The organism is Streptomyces sp. NPDC048623 (genome assembly GCF_040650755.1).
Classification (GTDB): Bacteria; Actinomycetota; Actinomycetes; order Streptomycetales; family Streptomycetaceae; genus Streptomyces.
The window spans coordinates 566472-582900 of sequence record NZ_JBEZHV010000001.1 but is presented as its reverse complement, the minus strand read 5'-3'; the positions used below and the strand labels follow the sequence as shown (position 1 = coordinate 582900).

11 protein-coding genes are annotated in these 16429 nt (G+C 73.7%); 3 read left to right on the top strand and 8 right to left on the bottom strand.

Annotated features, from left to right (window positions below; all coding sequences use genetic code 11):
• Window positions 1–137: 137 nt before the first annotated feature.
• Both AB0C73_RS02970 and AB0C73_RS02965 read left to right on the top strand, forming a co-directional pair.
• The gene (locus tag AB0C73_RS02970; protein WP_362523885.1) at window positions 138–1619 is read left to right on the top strand and encodes a PspC domain-containing protein; all 1482 of its coding nucleotides are present in this window, start codon (window positions 138–140) and stop codon (window positions 1617–1619) included.
• Window positions 1606–1866 carry a hypothetical protein gene (locus tag AB0C73_RS02965; RefSeq protein WP_362523782.1) on the top strand — a complete coding sequence of 87 codons (261 nt, stop codon included), beginning with the start codon at window positions 1606–1608 and terminating at the stop codon, window positions 1864–1866. The genes AB0C73_RS02970 and AB0C73_RS02965 overlap by 14 nt, the downstream gene beginning before the upstream one ends.
• Here the strand turns inward: AB0C73_RS02965 and AB0C73_RS02960 are convergent.
• From AB0C73_RS02960 to guaA, 4 genes are all read right to left on the bottom strand, one after another.
• Window positions 1776–2330, bottom strand: a complete 555-nt coding sequence (locus AB0C73_RS02960; protein WP_362523781.1) for a DoxX family protein — start codon at window positions 2328–2330, stop codon at window positions 1776–1778. The two genes, AB0C73_RS02965 and AB0C73_RS02960, sit on opposite strands and share 91 nt — an antisense overlap.
• A 148-nt stretch (window positions 2331–2478) precedes the next feature.
• On the bottom strand, window positions 2479–3720 hold the full coding sequence (locus AB0C73_RS02955) for a hypothetical protein (RefSeq protein ID WP_362523779.1): 1242 nt from the start codon (window positions 3718–3720) through the stop codon (window positions 2479–2481).
• Between the two features lie 137 nt (window positions 3721–3857).
• Entirely contained in the window at window positions 3858–4658 is an 801-nt protein-coding gene (locus AB0C73_RS02950) for a class II aldolase/adducin family protein (protein WP_362523777.1), read from the bottom strand.
• A 158-nt stretch (window positions 4659–4816) separates the two neighbouring features.
• Window positions 4817–6409 carry a glutamine-hydrolyzing GMP synthase gene (guaA, locus tag AB0C73_RS02945; protein ID WP_362523775.1) on the bottom strand — a complete coding sequence of 531 codons (1593 nt, stop codon included), beginning with the start codon at window positions 6407–6409 and terminating at the stop codon, window positions 4817–4819.
• A gap of 326 nt (window positions 6410–6735) precedes the next feature.
• Here guaA and AB0C73_RS02940 point away from each other — a divergent pair, with 326 nt between their 5' ends.
• On the top strand, window positions 6736–7041 hold the full coding sequence (locus AB0C73_RS02940) for a chorismate mutase (RefSeq protein WP_362523773.1): 306 nt from the start codon (window positions 6736–6738) through the stop codon (window positions 7039–7041).
• A 660-nt stretch (window positions 7042–7701) separates the two neighbouring features.
• On the opposite strand, the gene AB0C73_RS02935 is transcribed toward AB0C73_RS02940, so the two are convergent.
• The 4 genes from AB0C73_RS02935 to AB0C73_RS02920 form a co-directional block, all read right to left on the bottom strand.
• A complete protein-coding gene (locus tag AB0C73_RS02935) occupies window positions 7702–9549 on the bottom strand; it encodes a GMC family oxidoreductase (RefSeq protein WP_362523771.1) in 1848 nt (615 codons plus the stop codon).
• A gap of 48 nt (window positions 9550–9597) precedes the next feature.
• Window positions 9598–11259 carry a succinic semialdehyde dehydrogenase gene (locus tag AB0C73_RS02930; RefSeq protein WP_362523770.1) on the bottom strand — a complete coding sequence of 554 codons (1662 nt, stop codon included), beginning with the start codon at window positions 11257–11259 and terminating at the stop codon, window positions 9598–9600.
• Window positions 11260–11481: 222 nt separating this feature from the next.
• Entirely contained in the window at window positions 11482–13278 is a 1797-nt protein-coding gene (locus tag AB0C73_RS02925) for a serine/threonine-protein kinase (protein ID WP_362523768.1), read from the bottom strand.
• A 126-nt stretch (window positions 13279–13404) separates the two neighbouring features.
• Window positions 13405–16398: a protein kinase gene (locus AB0C73_RS02920; RefSeq protein ID WP_362523766.1), complete on the bottom strand. Its 2994-nt coding sequence runs from the start codon at window positions 16396–16398 to the stop codon at window positions 13405–13407.
• Window positions 16399–16429: the final 31 nt, after the last annotated feature.

Sequence of the window (16429 nt, the reverse complement as noted above, 5' to 3'; positions counted from 1 at the left end):
GCATCAGGGTCCGCCCGGATATCGACCCCGGAACCGTCTCGGGGTGCGGGGCCCCGGGAAGATCAGGGTCAAGGCAGGGTCGTTCCCGGTGCCGCTCCGGGGTCACGGGCGGTCACCATGGACGCATGACGAGTTCCATGCCTTCGCACCACGAGGCTCCGCCGCCGGCGGACGCCCCGCCCGCCCCGCCGCTGCGGCGGTCGCGCGGGCAGAAGGTCGTGGCCGGCGTGTGCGGCGGTCTCGGCCGGCACTTCGACCTGGACCCGGTGATCTTCCGGATCGCGCTGGGCGTGCTCGCGGTGACGGGCGGCATAGGACTGATCTTCTACGGCTTCGCGTGGCTGCTGATCCCGCTCGCGGGCGAGGAGGACAACGAGGGGCGCAGGCTGCTCACCGGCCGGGTGTCGGGTTCCTCGCTGTCCGCGGTGCTGATGGCTCTGGTGGGCTGCGGGATCTTCCTGTCGATGCTGCACAACGGGGCGACGCTGGCGTTCGCGCTGGTCCTCTCGCTCGCGGTGAGCGGTGCGGCGGTCTGGTCGCAGCGGCGGCCGGCGGTCGCGGCGGCGGCCGAGGAGGGCAGCCGGATCGAGGCGGCCGCGGCGCTCGCGGTCGCGGAGGCGCCGCCCGAGACCAAGGCACCGCCGCTGGTGGAGTTCCCGTCGTGGTGGCGGGACCCCATAGTCAAGGACGGTTCGACCGGCAAGGTGGCCGTCGGCTATCTGTGGGGCCCGCACGGGGTCGTCGGCAAGGACGGCGAGGTCGGCGGGAGCGTGCCGGCTCCCGGCGGTCGGTCCGGCCCAGCGAGGCCGGGGCGGCCGGTACCGTCCGCGCGGACGGGACGCGAGCCGCTGTCGATCGGCGGACTCGTGTTCCTGTTCGCCCTGATGGCCGGCGGGCTCGGCACGGGCCTGTCGTGGGACACGCATCCGCTGGGCACCAGCCTGCAGATCGGCCTCGCGGCGGCGCTCGGGGTGATCGGTCTGGGCCTGCTCGTCAGCAGCTTCCTCGGCCGCACCGGGTTCGGCACGCTGTGTCTGATGGTCCTCACGGCGGGCCTGCTCGCGGTCGCCTCGGCGCTGCCGAAGGAGATCTCCACCGTGTGGGCGCGGGAGACCTGGCGGCCGGTGGCGGTCGCCGGGGTGCAGCCGTACTACGAGCTGGGCACCGGCGTCGGCACGCTCGACCTGTCCCGGCTGGCCGTCCCGGCGGGGACGAAGGTGTCGACCCGGGTGGAGGTCGGCGCGGGCAAGCTGAAGGTGATCGTGCCGCGGAACGCGACGGTGACGCTGCGCGCCCAGGTGGGCCTGGGCGATCTGCGGCTGCCGCCGGACCAGCCGGGCCGCGCCCCGGCCCCGTCGGTCACCCCGCCCGCCGCGCCGACCCCGGCGAACCCCGGACACCCGTCCGTGTCGCCGGGTGCGATACCGGCGCCGGTGCCGCCGGCCGCGCCGTCGGAGCCGTCCGGACCTTCGGGTGACTCCGGGGACATCGACATCGCGCCGGATCTGGACGAGACCCGGACGCTCGTCCCGCCGCCGGGGCTCGTCCCGGGCGGCACGATCGACCTCTCTCTGGAAGTCGCCCTCGGACAGGTGGAGGTCATCCGTGCTGCTTCATGAGTTCCGCCCCGGGCGGCTGGTCCTCGGCGCGGCGGCGCTGTCCCTCGCGGCGCTGTTCCTGGGCGACGCGACGGGCGCCTGGTCGGTCGCCTGGTACGTGATGATCCCGGTGCTGTGCGGGGGCCTGGGGCTCGCCGCCCTCGCCTCCTGGATCGCCTACCGGATACGCCGCCGGTCGGCGAGGAGCGCGTCGAGCGACAGCACCGGGGCGCCGGCGAGCAGCAGCGGCAGCCAGGACATGAGGTAGGCGAGGTCGTTGCCGAGGTAGTACGGGCTCACCTGCCAGCTGACGGTCAGCCACAGGCTCAGCGAGATCAAGGCCCCGCCGAGGGCGGCGACCCGGGCGAAGAGTCCGAAGAGGGTGCCGATGCCGACGGCGAGTTCGCCGAGGGCGATGGCGTAGCCGAAGCCGACGGGGCTCTTGAGGGCCAGGTCGACGAGGGCGGGCAGGGCGGAGGTGTCCCGGACGCCCCGCATGACCTCGCCGATGGATCCGGGGCCGGTGTCGGCGAGGAAGGAGGGATCGGTCAGCTTGTCGAGTCCGGCGTAGAGGAAGGTGACGCCGAGGAAGATCCGCAGCGGGACCAGGGCGTAGCGGGTGGCGAGAGCCTTCCAGCCGCCGGGGCCGACCAGGCCGGTGAGGAGCGCGGAGCCGCCGTTCCGGTCACCGGAGTCCGGGCCCTCGCTCGTTCCGTCCGTCCGTCCCGCCATGTGCCGGCCACCTCTCCGAGCCTCGATCCCGTGGTCAGGGATCGATTCTCCCCGCATTCGGCCCGTGGGGACATTCCCCGGGCACGGAAGCCTGGAGGAAGTCTCCCCGCGGTGGGCACGGGGGTGGGCACGGGCCCGGCGTCGGGCGTCAGTCGAGGACGTCGATGGCGACGCGGTTGGTCTCGACGCCGGCGGCGGTCACCACCGACACCTCGACCCGGCCCGGTTCCACGTCGGCGGGGAGGGGGACGGTGAGGACGGTGTCGGTGGGGTTGGCGAAGCCGCCGGGGACGGGGACCAGCGGGACATGGGCGTGGACCGGGCCGATGCGGACGACAAGGCGGGTCAGCGGCTCCGGGGCGCCCGCACCCGCCGGGACGAAGCCGCTGCCGCGGATCTCGATGTCGTCGCCGGTACGGATCGGCGCGTCGAGGTCACCCGCCTCGCGGGAGCGGACCACCGAGAAGATCTTGGGGCGGCCGCCCTCGGCGCACTTGCCGGCGAGGTAGCAGGTCACGGAGACGGCGAGCAGGAGGACCAGGGCCCAGGGGAGTTCGGGCAGCCGGCCGGGGGCGCGGCAGAACCGCACGGTGGCCACGACGAGGACGGCGGTGGAGACCAGGACGTACTGGACGTCGGCGAGGTCGGCCCGGCCGTCGTCGTCGCACAGCAGGTCGGCGGGCCGGGGCCGGTCGGCGCGGACCTTCTGCAGCCGCCGGGCGGCCACCCGCAGCGACACGACGAGACGGGAGGTCACCACGGTCCAGCCGACGAGGGCGAGCACGGCGAGGAGTCCGGCGCCGCGCCGCAGGCCCAGGTCCACGGCGGGGGTGCCGGCGGCGAGCAGCAGGGAGAGATGGAGCAGGGCGTAGACGGAGAGGAGGAGCCAGCAGGCGGCGACGGTGCGGGAGGTGGAGAGCCGGTTGTCCTCGCCGAGCAGCGGGGCGAGGACCCCGCCCCGGTCGCGGTGCAGCCGGGCGGCGCCGGTCAGGGCGGCGGCGAGCAGCGTGGCGGCGCCGAGGGCGGCGCTGCGGGGCGCGGTCCAGCCGGTGCCGAGGGCGGTGAGCGCCTGTCCGAGGAGCAGGGCGAGGACGGCGCCCCACACGGTGGCGAGGGTGGTGCGGTAGACCCGTCCGGACCGGGCCGGGCCGGTTCGGGGGCCGTGCGCCGCGACCGTACGGGCGGACTGGGCGAGTTCGTCGGAGACCCACTGGCGGGAGGCGACCGGTGAGTGGGCGAGGGCGGCGGGCACCCCGTGGCCGGTGGCGAGTTCGTCGCGCCGGGCGAGGAAGGCGGCGACGGCCCGCCGGTGTCCGCAGCGTTCGCAGTGCGGGCAGCGGCCGCCTTCCGCGAGGCATGCCCCGTCCTGTCTCGCCTCTTGCACCGCCACGGCGCCGCCCCCTTCCCGGTCGGTCAACTCACTGTTGATTCCTGGGAATTGTGCCGCACCCGCTGCCCGTTCGCTGGGTTCCGCACCCTTCGCGCGGGAGTGATTGAAGAGTCATCACATTGACGGAAAGGAGGGTTCTACGACAGGAGTTCGGGCTGGGCGGTGCTGATCCGCCGCCACAGCGGCTGGTAGTTGATCCAGGCCACCAGGTCGCTGCCGAGCTGCTCGCGGGTGGCGACGGCGTCGCGGTGGTCGATGAGCACCGGCTTGCCGGCGGCCCGGGCGGTCAGCTGGATCTGGGCGCAGCGCTCCATGGCGATGAACCACCAGGCCGCCGCGTCCACCGAGGAACCGACCGTGAGCAGCCCGTGGTTGCGCAGCACGATCCCCTTGAGCGAGCCCAGGGCGACCGCGATCCGCCGCCCCTCCTCGGGGTCGACGGTGACCCCGGTGTAGGCGTCGTACAGGGCGTGGTCCTGGTAGAAGGCGCAGGACTCCTGGGTGATCGGGTCGAGCAGTTCGCCGAGCGCGGCGAGCGCCCGCCCGTGCGGGGAGTGGGTGTGGGCGACGGCCACCACGTCGGGCCGGGCCCGGTGCACGGCCGCGTGCACGGTGAAGGCGGCCTGGTTGACGTGGTGGGCGCCGTGCACGACCTGCCCGTCGCCGTTGACCAGGATCAGATCGCTCGCGCAGAGATCGCCGAGGGGGGCGCCGAAGGGGTTCACCCAGTAGCAGTCGGGGTGCTCCGGGTCGCGGGCGGTGATGTGCCCGGACACGCCCTCCTCGTAACCGAACCGTCCGAAGATCCGCAGCGCGGCGGCCAGCCGCTGCTTGCGGTGGGCCCGTTCCTCGGCGGCCGTCGCGTGGACGGGCGGCATCGCGAACTGAAGCCGGTCGACGGGGACGGGAGCCGGGACGGACGCCGGTATCTCGGTCATGCGCCGGAAGGTAGTGCCCGGACGGGCAACCCACCAGAGTCCGGACGGACAAACACCCGGACATGCCCTGTGCCTCGGAACGGCCGAGCGGCGGAACGGCAAAGCCGCCGCCCCTGGTGCGAATCAGGGGCGACGGCTTCACTCACGAACGGGAGGGACTACTCCCACTCGATGGTGCCCGGCGGCTTGCTGGTCACGTCGAGGACGACGCGGTTGACGTCGGCGACCTCGTTGGTGATGCGGGTCGAGATGCGGGCGAGCACGTCGTACGGCAGCCGCGACCAGTCGGCGGTCATGGCGTCCTCGGAGGACACCGGACGCAGCACGATCGGGTGACCGTAGGTGCGGCCGTCGCCCTGGACACCGACGGAGCGCACGTCGGCGAGCAGCACGACCGGGCACTGCCAGATCTCACGGTCGAGACCGGCGGCGGTCAGCTCCTCGCGGGCGATGGCGTCGGCCTCGCGCAGCAGGTCCAGGCGCTCCTTGGTGACCTCGCCGACGATGCGGATGCCGAGGCCGGGGCCGGGGAACGGCTGGCGCTGGACGATCTCCTCGGGCAGGCCGAGCTCCTGGCCGACCATGCGGACCTCGTCCTTGAAGAGCTGGCGCAGCGGCTCGACGAGCTCGAACTCCAGGTCCTCGGGGAGGCCGCCCACGTTGTGGTGGGACTTGATGTTGGCGGTGCCGGTGCCGCCGCCGGACTCGACGATGTCCGGGTACAGGGTGCCCTGGACGAGGAAGGCGACCTCGGGGCCCTCCTCCTGGAGGATCTCCAGCTGCGCCTGCTCGAAGACGCGGATGAACTCGCGGCCGATGATCTTCCGCTTGGTCTCCGGGTCCGAGACGCCGGCGAGGGCGGCGAGGAAGCGCTCCTCGGCGTCGACGACCTTCAGGTTGGCGCCGGTGGCGGCCACGAAGTCCTTCTCGACCTGCTCGGTCTCGTTCTTGCGCATCAGACCGTGGTCGACGTAGACGCAGGTGAGCTGCGAGCCGATGGCCTTCTGCACGAGCGCGGCGGCCACGGCGGAGTCGACGCCGCCGGACAGACCGCAGATGGCGCGCTTGTCGCCGACCTGGGCGCGGATGGCCGCGACCTGCTCCTCGATGACGTTGCCGGTCGTCCAGGTGGGCTCGATGCCGGCGCCGCGGTAGAGGAAGTGCTCCAGGATCTGCTGGCCGTGCGTGGAGTGCAGCACCTCGGGGTGGTACTGGACGCCGTACAGCTTCTTCTCGTCGTTCTCGAAGGCGGCGACCGGCACGACGTCGGTGGACGCGGTGACGGCGAAGCCCTCGGGCGCGGCGGAGCAGGCGTCGCCGTGCGACATCCACACCGACTGCTCGGTCGGCGTGCCCTCGAAGAGGGTGGAGCCGGCCTTGGAGACGTGCAGCGGGGTACGGCCGTACTCGCGGGCGCCGGTGTTGTCGACGGTGCCGCCGAGCGTGGTCGCCATCAGCTGGAAGCCGTAGCACATGCCGAAGACGGGGACGCCGGCCTCGAAGATCTCGCGGTCGAGACGCGGGGCGCCCTCGGCGTAGACCGACGACGGACCGCCGGACAGGATGATCGCCTTCGGGTTCTTGGCCAGCATCTCGGCCACCGGCATGGTGGACGGGACGATCTCGCTGTAGACCCGCGCCTCACGGACGCGACGGGCGATGAGCTGGGCGTACTGGGCCCCGAAGTCGACAACGAGGACTACGTCCGGGTTGGTGACGTCGGGCGCGGCAGCGGGGGGCGCTGATGACACTACGGCGGCCTTCCGGCGGTAGGAGCGGTTCCCCCGAAGGGGGCTATTTGTCGATTCTACCGGCGCGCCACGGCCGGTTTTCGTCTCACCATCCGAACCCGGGTTGCCTCCGGCTTCCGCGCGGGGTCCATACTGGGGCCATGCGCAAGCACACGACCTTCGTCTTTACCTATGGCAACCGGCCCACCGGCTGCCATGGTCGTGCTGCTTGAGCAACTGACAAGCGACTTCCCAGGCGCCCCGGGCCGACAAGGCCCGGGGCGTTCTGCTTGTCCCGGGCGAAGCCGCCCCGGGGCCCCGGACCCGACATCCCGAGGAGCCCCACCATGACGCCGAACACCGCCACCGCGCAGACCCTCACCGAGCAGACCGGCGCCCGCACCGACGAGGCGGCCGAGCTGATCGGCGGCGCCCGCGAGCGCATCGACGCGCTCGACGACCGGATCATCGGTCTGATCCAGGAACGGATGGCCGTCTCGGCCGTCATCCAGGAGGCCCGGATCTCCTCCGGCGGCCGCCGGGTCAACCTGGCCCGCGAGATGGAGGTGCTCGGCCACTACCGGGACGCCCTGGGCAAGCCGGGCACGGCGCTGGCCATGACGATGCTGGAGCTGTGCCGCGGCCGCGTCTGAGCCCGCGGCATCCACGGGGGTGCGCCCCCGCACCCGAGTTCGGGCGCCGTCTCACCCGTACGGCGCGTGACCGCGCCGGGCACCGCTTCGTTGGGCGTGGTGTCCGTGCCAGCCAGGGGCGGGCCCGAAAAAGACCACGCGTGGCTTCGCTGGGACGTGTGACGCATCTCTGGTGCGTCGTGGGACCTCGCCCCAGCGCGCGTGACCGGACGGCAGGGGACAGCAGCCCGGTCACCCAGAAAGGGCGGTCGGTCCCGGGGACGCCCGGGACCGACCGCAACCGGCCGAACAGACGACTCGAGACCCGAGACCCGAGACCCGCGTCCCGCTCCCCCACACCCCCGCACCACCCCGACACCACCACGGCGCTCCACCCCCCGGCGCCGTGCCCCAGGCACCGCCGCAGCCCTGACGCCGGTGCCGCTTCCAGGGGCCCCGCGCCCGCGACCGGAATCGCGACGCGGGGCCCCTGTGTCGTACGCCCCCACCCCACGTGACGCGCGTCACACAAAGATCTCGTGGCCGGGCTACAACCAATCCCCCAGGTCACCGGTCACCTATGCAGCACCACACAAAAGCTGGAGGGGCGCTGCACTCGGAGGGGGGTGCAGCGCCCTTTCACCTTTCCGGAGTCCGCCCAGGGACGTGTCCCCCGGCCCCTCAGGCCTTCTTCGGCGGGACCGCCGGGATGCCCAGGAACGGCAGCTTCAGCGCGCCGAAGGCCTCCGCCGGGACGGCCGGGGCCACCGGCTCGACCGGCGCCACCCGGACGTACGCCTCGCCCGGGCCCGGTCGCGGGTCGTCCTCGCCCTTGTTGGGCCAGAAGGACATGGCGCGCTCGGCCTGCGCCGTGATCGTCAGCGAGGGGTTGACGCCGAGGTTGGCGGAGACGGCCGCGCCGTCGACCACCGAGATGCCCGGGTGCCCGTAGAGACGGTGGTACGGGTCGATGACCCCGGACTCGGCGTCGGCGCCGATCGGGCAGCCGCCCAGGAAGTGGGCGGTGAGCGGGGTGCCCATCAGCTCGCCGATGTTGGAGCCGGCGAAGCCGTTGATCTCCTCGGCCATCAGGGAGGCGGCCCGGCTCGCGGCCTCGATCTGGGTCGGGTTGGGCGCGCCGTGGCCCTGGCGGGCGGTGAGCAGGCCCTTTCCGAGGCCGCCGGTCTTGCGGTAGGTGGTCAGGGAGTTGTCCAGGGACTGCATGACCAGGCCGATGATGGTGCGCTCCGACCAGCGCCGGTTGGACAGCGAGCGCAGGGCGAGGGCCGGGTGCTTGACGATCTCCAGGAGCCAGTTGCGGACCCGGTGGGCGCCGTAGGGCACCTGGAGGACGGTGAGGCCGCCCATCGAGTTGGAGCCCTTGCCGTAGCGGACCGGCTCGATGTGGGTGTTCTCGTCGGGGTGGATGGACGAGGTGATCGCGACGCCCTTGGTGAAGTCCGCGCGCTCCGCGCCGTGCCGCTCGCGGTAGCGGCGGTCGGTGGTCTGCGAGCCGACCAGGGCCTCCGAGTTGGTGCGGGTCAGCTCGCCGAGCCGGCCGGAGATGCGGGGAAGGAGTCCGGTGTCCTTCATCCGGTGCAGCAGGGTCTGCGTGCCGTACGTGCCGGCCGCGACGACCACCCGGCGGGCGGTGAAGGTGCGCCCGGCGCCCTTCTTGCGATTGTCGGTGGGGAGCGTCTTGACGGCGTAGCCGCCACGCGAGTCCTCGGTGAGGGCGACCACCGTGGTCATCGGGTGGACGACGGCGCCGGCCTTCTCGGCGAGGTAGAGGTAGTTCTCGTTGAGCGTGTTCTTGGCGCCGTGCCGGCAGCCGGTCATGCACTCGCCGCACTCGGTGCAGGCCTTGCGGGACGGGCCCCGGCCGCCGAAGTAGGGGTCGGCGACCTCGCCGCCGGGCCGCGCCTTCGCCGTACCGTCGGAGTCGGATCCGTCGCCGAAGAAGACGCCCACCGGCGCCATGTGGAAGGTGTCGCCGATGCCCATGGCCTGGGCGGTGGCCTTCAGGTGCACGTCGGACGGGGTCATGGTCGGGTTGAGCCGGACGCCGAGCATCCGCTTGGCCTGGTCGTAGTACGGGCCGAGCTCGTCGCGCCAGTCGGTGATGTCCTTCCACTGCGGGTCGTCGAAGAACGGCGCGAGCGGCTCGTAGAGGGTGTTGGCGTAGTTGAGCGAGCCGCCGCCGACACCGGCGCCCGCGAGCACCATGACGTTGCCGAGCAGATGGATGCGCTGGATGCCGTAGAGACCGAGGGTGGGGGCCCAGAGGAAGTTCTTCAGGTCCCAGGAGTTCTTCGGCAGGCTCTCGCGGGTGTAGCGGCGGCCGGCCTCCAGGACGCCGACCCGGTAGCCCTTCTCGGTGAGCCGGAGGGCCGTGACCGAGCCGCCGAAGCCGGAGCCGACGACGAGGACGTCGTAGTCGTACGAGGCGTCGCCGGCGTCCCCGGCGTGCGCGCCGTCCTCGGCCCGGTCCTGGGCGGCCTGGTTCTGGGCAGGGGGTACCGCGGTCATGGCTCTCCTCGTGCGAAAAGGCGCGAAACGGGTTGTCGGGAAAGGGCGTCAGCGCAGGCGCAGGGCCTTCATCACCTTCAGGGACGTGCTCATGAAGGCGGCGTACTTCTCGTCGTCCATGCCGAACGACGGCGCGAGCGGCATCACCCGCTGCTGGGCGACGGTCTGGGCCTCGGTGTACTTGAGGATGCCCTCGGAGCCGTGGCGCCGGCCGAGGCCGGACTCCTTCATGCCGCCCATCGGGGCGCGGACGCTGCCGTACGCGGGCGCGTACCCCTCGTTGATGTTGACGGTGCCGGTGCGCAGCCGGGCGGCGACGGCGTGGCCGCGGCGCGAGTCCGTGGTCCAGACCGAGGAGTTCAGGCCGTACGGGGTGCCGTTGGCGAGCGTGACGACCTCGTCCTCGTCGGTGAAGCGGTAGACCGAGACGACCGGGCCGAAGGTCTCCTCGGCGCAGACGGCCATCGGGGCCTCGACGCCGTCGAGGATGGTCGGCTCGTAGAAGAGCGGGCCGATGTCGGGGCGGGCGACGCCGCCGGCGACCAGCTTGGCGCCCTTGGCGACGGCCTCCTCGACATGCCGGGAGACGGTCTCCAGCTGCCGCTCGCCGACCAGGGAGCCCATGTCGGCGCCGTACGCGAGGGAGTTGCCGAGCCGCATGGCCTTGGTGCGGGCGGCGAAGCGGGCTAGGAACTCGTCGGCGATCGACGCGTGGACGTAGAGCCGCTCGATGGAGATGCACAGCTGGCCGGCGGAGGAGAAGCAGGCGCGGACGGCGCCGGCGGCGGCCTTCTCGATGTCGGCGTCCTTGAGGACCAGCATGGCGTTCTTGCCGCCGAGTTCGAGGGTGACGCCGACGAGCCGGGCGGCGGCGCCCTGGGCGACCTCGCGGCCGGTGCGGGTGGAGCCGGTGAAGGAGACGTAATCGGCGTGCCGGACGACCTCGGGGCCGACGACCGGGCCCTCGCCGAGCACGATCTGGAAGACCTCGGCCGGGAGGCCTGCCTCGATCAGGAGGTCACGGGCCCACAGCGCGGTCAGGGCGGTCTCGGTGTCGGGCTTCATCACGAGCGCGTTGCCGGCCACGAAGGCGGGCAGGGCGTCGCCGACCGACAGCTCCAGGGGGTAGTTCCACGGCGCGATCTGGCCGACGACCCCGCGCGGCTGGCGCAGTTCGGTGACCTTGGTGAGGGTCGGGACGACACCGATGTGCCGCTTGGGGCGCAGATACGAGGGGGCCGTCCGGCCGTAGTGGCGGGCGGCGACGGCGACCGCCTGGACCTCCTCGTGGGCGTGCAGCCGGGCCTTGCCGGTCTCCAGCTGGATGAGGTCGAGGATCTCGCCCTGGCGCCGGAGGACCAGGTCGTGGAAGCGCAGCAGCACGGCGGCCCGGGCCCTGACGGGGGTCGCGGCCCAGGCGCCCTGGGCGGCGCGGGCGCGGCGGAAGGCCTCGGCGACGTCCTCGGGGGTGGCCTCGGGCAGGTCCGCCAGCTTGTCCCCGGTGAAGGGGGTGTGGTTGGCGGTACGGCCGGAGCCGGTGATCCCGCGGGTGAGCCGGGCGACCAGCTCGGGCGTGACCACGTCGGCGGCGGTGCGGACGCCGGCGGGGGCGGGCGCGACGGGGTTGGTGCCGGGGGTGGCCGCCGCGGTTGCCGGGGCGGCCTGGGCCGTGACCGTGGCCTGGGTCGTGAGTGCCTGCGAGTCCGTCATGAGGGCGAGAGTAGGCCGCATTCCGGGCTTTGGGTACCCGTCGGTAACGCGTTTTCACCGGGTGCGCACATTGCGCCAGTGTTTGCTGGCACATAAGCCCTGATCAGGGGCTTGTGCCCGGACGGGCGTGCCGAATGTGTGATCTCCGTCCGCCCATGGATCCGGTCCGTCCGCCCGTGGATCCGGTCCGGTCCGGTCCGGTCCGATCCGGTCCGGTCCGTCCTACTGCTCCCCCGGGGCCCGCCAGTGCTGCAGGACGACGTCGAACTGCTCCCGGGTGGTCTCCCAGCTGTTCTCCGGTGACGCCATGTACACGGCGTACTCGGTGCCGTCGTCCCCGTAGTAGATCTGGTCGATCGCGTGCCGGGGGCCGGGGAACTCCTGCCTCTCGGTCCAGCTGAACTCCCACCGCGCGGACTTGACCTGGTCGCGGTAGGTGTTCTGGTTCAGCAGGATCCGGTCGTAGTCGAGCCGCTTCTTGAGCGTCTTCTCCAGGTCGAGGACGTGCATGTAGGGGTTCTCGAAGTCGGGCGCGGGGTCGATGCTGATCCGGATGCGGTGGCGTCCGTTGTCCGGCGTGTAGTCGATGTTGTCGCCGTCCTTCTGCCGCTTCCAGCCGTCCGGGACGACCAGGCTGAAGCCCTCCGGGTCCTTGACCCGGTGCCAGCCGGCCGGGACGTCGCCCTTCGCCGGGTCCTTGGCGGGATCCTTCGAGGGGTCCGCGGACGGGTCCTGCGTCGTGCTGTGCCGGCCGGCCGGGGTGCCCTTGTCGCCGAGCCGGGTCATCGCGAAGAAGACCGCGCCGCCCGCGAGCAGGCCCGCGAGGACGGCGGCGAGCAGGGCGGGGCGCCAGCGGGAACGGCCCTGGATCCGGCCGGAGCCGGACGGCACACCGCCCGGGACGGTCGCGCCGGCAGGCAAACCGGGCGAACCGGGGACGCCGGGCACGCCGGGCGGCCCGAAGGCCTGGGCAGGCCCGGGGGCCGGGGCGGGCACGGGAGCCGGGGTGGCCACGGGCGCGGATGCGGACGCGGACGCGGGCGTGGGGTGGTCGGTGCGGGCGGGCTGCTCCTCGTACGGCGGTACGGGCAGCGGCGTCGTGCTCCCGTGCGCGGCGGCGGCCAGCTCCTCGGGCCCCATCCGCTGCGTCGGCACATACGCCTGCGCGGCCTGCGGCGTACGCCCCTCCATGGCGTCGAGCAGCATCCGCTCGGTCTCGTCGGCGTGCGGGCGCTGCGCCGGGTCCTTGCGCAGCAGCGCCACGATCACCGGCGCGAGCGCGCCGGCCCGCTCCGGGAACGGCGCCTCTTCCGTCACCACGGCCTGCATGGTGCTGATCGGCGAGCTGCGGCGGAACGGCGAGCCGCCCTCCACCGCCGCGTACAGCGTCGCGCCGAGCGACCACAGGTCGGAGGCCGGGCCGGGGTCGCCGCCCCGTACCCGCTCGGGCGCCAGATAGTCGATGGAGCCGACGAGTTCGCCGGTCCGGGTGATCGAGGAGTCGCCCTCGATCGCGGCGATGCCGAAGTCGGTGATGAGCACCCGGCCGTCGCGGGCGAGCAGCACATTGGCCGGTTTCACGTCGCGGTGCAGCACCCCGGCGGCGTGCGCCGCGCGCAGCGCGCCGAGGACGTGCAGCCCGATCCGGGCCGCCTCGCGCGGAGCGATCGGCCCGGACTCCTTGGTCGCGTCGGCGAGCGAGGGCCCGTCCACGTACTGCATGACGATCCACGGGCGGTCGTCGTGCTCCAGGACGTCGTGCACGGTGACCACGCCCGGGTGGGTGATCCGGGCGGCCGCCCGGGCCTCCTTCTGGGTGCGGGCGTGCAGGACCAGCCGGTCGGCCTCGGCCACGAACCGGCCCGCCGTCAACTCCTTGACGGCCACCACCCGGTGCAGCACCTCGTCGTGGGCGCGCCAGACCTTGCCCATGCCGCCGCGCCCGATGGACTCGGCCAGCCGGTAGCGCCCGGCCAGCAGAAGGCCGGTGCCGGTTTCGGCGCTCTCAGAATGTTCCACGTGCCCCCGCTTGGTCGCTTCGGACACAAGATTACGGAGGGGAGGAGGGCATGCGGAACCTCGGGGCGGGCTTTGGGAACAACCTGTGACCAGCGGCGGTTTCAAGCCACGGCGTGTGACTGTCGGTCACCGGGTGGCGCGGTAGGCCTTCACCGCCTGGTCGTAGATCTCGGAGACCTTGTCCCGCTCGTTCTCCGGGCCGATGACCTGCACGAGGTGATAGCGACCGCCCTCGATGAGGGCCAGGTTGCGCACGAACACCTGGCGCCCGGTGCTGTCCGTCCAGGTGAACTGCCCGACCGCCATGGACTGGCGGCCGATGTCGATCCGGCGCAGCCCGGACGCGCTGGACCAGGAGGAGTCCCGCCAGGGCTGGAGCTCGCGTTCCTTGAGGCGCTGGTACGCCATCGGGTCCGCGCCGTTCGCCGCGACGGTGTCCCGGCCGGGCACCACGATCAGCGTGAAGTCACCCCCGGTGAAGCGCACTTGCCCGGCGTCGTTGATCGGGCTGCGCCGCCAGCCGCGCGGCACGCCGACCTGGAAGCCCTCGGTGTCCCGCCGCAGCTCGTAACCGGCGAGCAGGGACGGCATCGAGGGGTCCACGGGCGGTGGGGTCGAGGCGGGCTTCGACGGCGTGGCCCCGGTGGTGGGCGGGGTGGCGGGCGCGGTCGTGGGCCTGGTGCCGGCCGAGGGGCTCGCCGGGGCACCGGACGGCGCCGGGGGCGCGCCCGAACCGCCGCTCTTCTCCCCCGTCTTGGGCAGGAACCAGACGGCGTACGCGACGGCTCCGGCGAGCAGCAGCAGGATCAGGAGCAGCAGCATCCGGCCGAGGGCGCGCGGGGACCCCGAGGGGCGCCCGGGATCGCGGGGCGCTCGGGGGGCGCGCTGCGGTATCTCCTCGTGCACGCCCGGCTCGTCGGGGTACGGGGCGTACGCGGGGGGGGCGTGCGTGGCGGAGGCGTACGCCGGGGAGCCGTAGGCCTGGGAGCCGTACGCCGGGGAGCCATGGGCCTGGGAACCGTAGGCCGTCTCCGGGGACGCCATGTACTCGGCTTCGCCCCCGGCGCGCCCCTTCGCACGCCGGTTGCGGTGCCGGCCGCCGCCCGCGCCCCCGCGCCGACGGCGCACCAGCTCACCGCGGCGGCGCACGATGGGCAGCCGGGTGGCGTCGGGCGAGGGCAGCGGTACGACACCCATGCCCGCCTCCGGCTCGGGCGCCGAACGCACCAGGGAGCGCAGCCAGCCGCTCAGTTCCTCGACGTCGGGGCGCTCGATGGGGTCCTGACGCAGCAGCGACTCCACGACCGGCCGCAGCGGGCCGGACTCCTCGGCGAAGGCGGGCGGTTCGGCGCACACCAGCTGGACCAGTTCGGCGGCGCTGTCCTCGGGGTACGGGGCGTGGCCCTGCACGGCCCGGTAGAGCAGCGCGCCGAGCGCCCACAGGTCGGTGGCGGGGCCGATGGGCGGGGCGAGCCGCCAGTGCTCGTGGACCGGGCCCGCCTGCTCGGGCGCCCATCGCTCGGTGACGGCGCCGACCACGGCGATCCGGGTCTGCCGGGCCCGCTCGGCGGCGAGCCGGGTGACGGGGCCGCGGTACGCGTCGGCGCCCTGCCCGGGCTCCGGAGCGCCGGTGGGCACCGGGACCGGCTCCGGGGTGGCCGCCCGGTATCCGGCGGGGAGCGCGGGCAGCGCGGAGCCGCCGGAGCCGCCGGCCGGGACGGGGCGGTCGCCGTCGCGGGCGGCGTGCGGGCCGTCGGTCCAGCTGCCCTTGAGGTACGCGCGGGGCGGCGGCGTCCGGCCGTACGCGCCGCCGGTCTCGTCGTCGTCGCCGTCATCGTCGTCGTCCTCGCCGACCCGGGCCCACCACTGGGGCTCGGGCGGCGTGGGCGGTCCGGGCGGCGGACCGGCGGGCTCCGCAGGTTCGGCAGGTTCGGCTGGGCGCTGGAGCGGGAGGGCCCCGGTCTCCCCGATCCGGGCGGCGGCGCGGGCGCCCGCCCGGTACGCGGCGATGGCCCCGGCCCGCGCCTGCCGCAGGTCTCCGGCGGGCGGCACGGCGGGCGCGGGCACGCCGGGCCCCGGGGGCAGCTCGGCCCGGGCGGCCCGCCCGGGGCCGTACGGGGTGCCGCCGTGCGGGCCGTAGCCGGTGGCGCCGGGCGTGTCCGGGGTGCCGGGGTCGTCCGGCTCCTTGGGATCGTCCCCGGCGGGACCCGAACCGTCGAGATACGCCTCGTCGGGCGCCGTCCCGGCCAGATAGGCCTCGTCGGGGTAGGCCTCGTCCGAGTAGCGCTCGTCGGGCTCCCGGGGCGGCGGCAGGACGGTCCCGTACGCCTCGGACCCACGGCCCCCGGGCTCGTACGGCTCCGTCTCGTACACCTCGGTCTCGTACGGGTCGAAGTCCTCGGTCTCGTCGATCCCGTCCGTGTCGTCGTCCCCGTACGGAACTTCGGCCTCGTCCGTCCCGTCCGTCTCCTCCGTGTCCTCCGTCTCGTCGGGCTCGTACGGGGCGGGCTCCCGCTCGTACACCGGGAAGGCGTCCGGCTCCTCGTCCGGCACCGGGGCGTAGCCGCAGAGGGCCTCCTCGGCGGCGCCGGCGGCGAGGCCGGTGAGGACGACGCGGCCGTCGTCGCAGACCAGGACGGTGCGCGCGGTGACGTTGCGGTGGGTCCAGCCGTGGGCGTGGAGGGCGCGCAGGGCGGTGAGCAGGTCGGCGCCGATCTCGGCGGCCCGGTAGGGGCTGAGCGGGCCCTCGGCGAGGAGGTCGGAGAGCGGGGTGGCGGCGACGAACTCGCTGACGATCCACAGCGAACCGGCCTCGGCGAACACGTCGAAGACCTGGTCGAGGCGCGGGTGGTCGGGGATCCGGGCGGCGGCCTGGGCCGCCTCGACGGCACGCCGGACGGTCGGGTCGGCGGGGCGGCGGGTGGCGCGGCCGGGGTCCGCGTAGGGCTGCCCGTCGAGGAGTTCGGCGTCGACGATCTCGGGCAGCGGCACCTGACGGATGCGCACTTCCTGGCCGCTGTAGGTGTCGAAGGCGCGCGTCTCGGCGGATTCGTACGCGTCCGGCGGCGGCAGGGGCAGGCGGTAGCGGTCCGCGAGCACCCTTCCGGCGTAGTCGTCCACGACGCCTCCCCATGCGCCTGCTGTCCCCCGT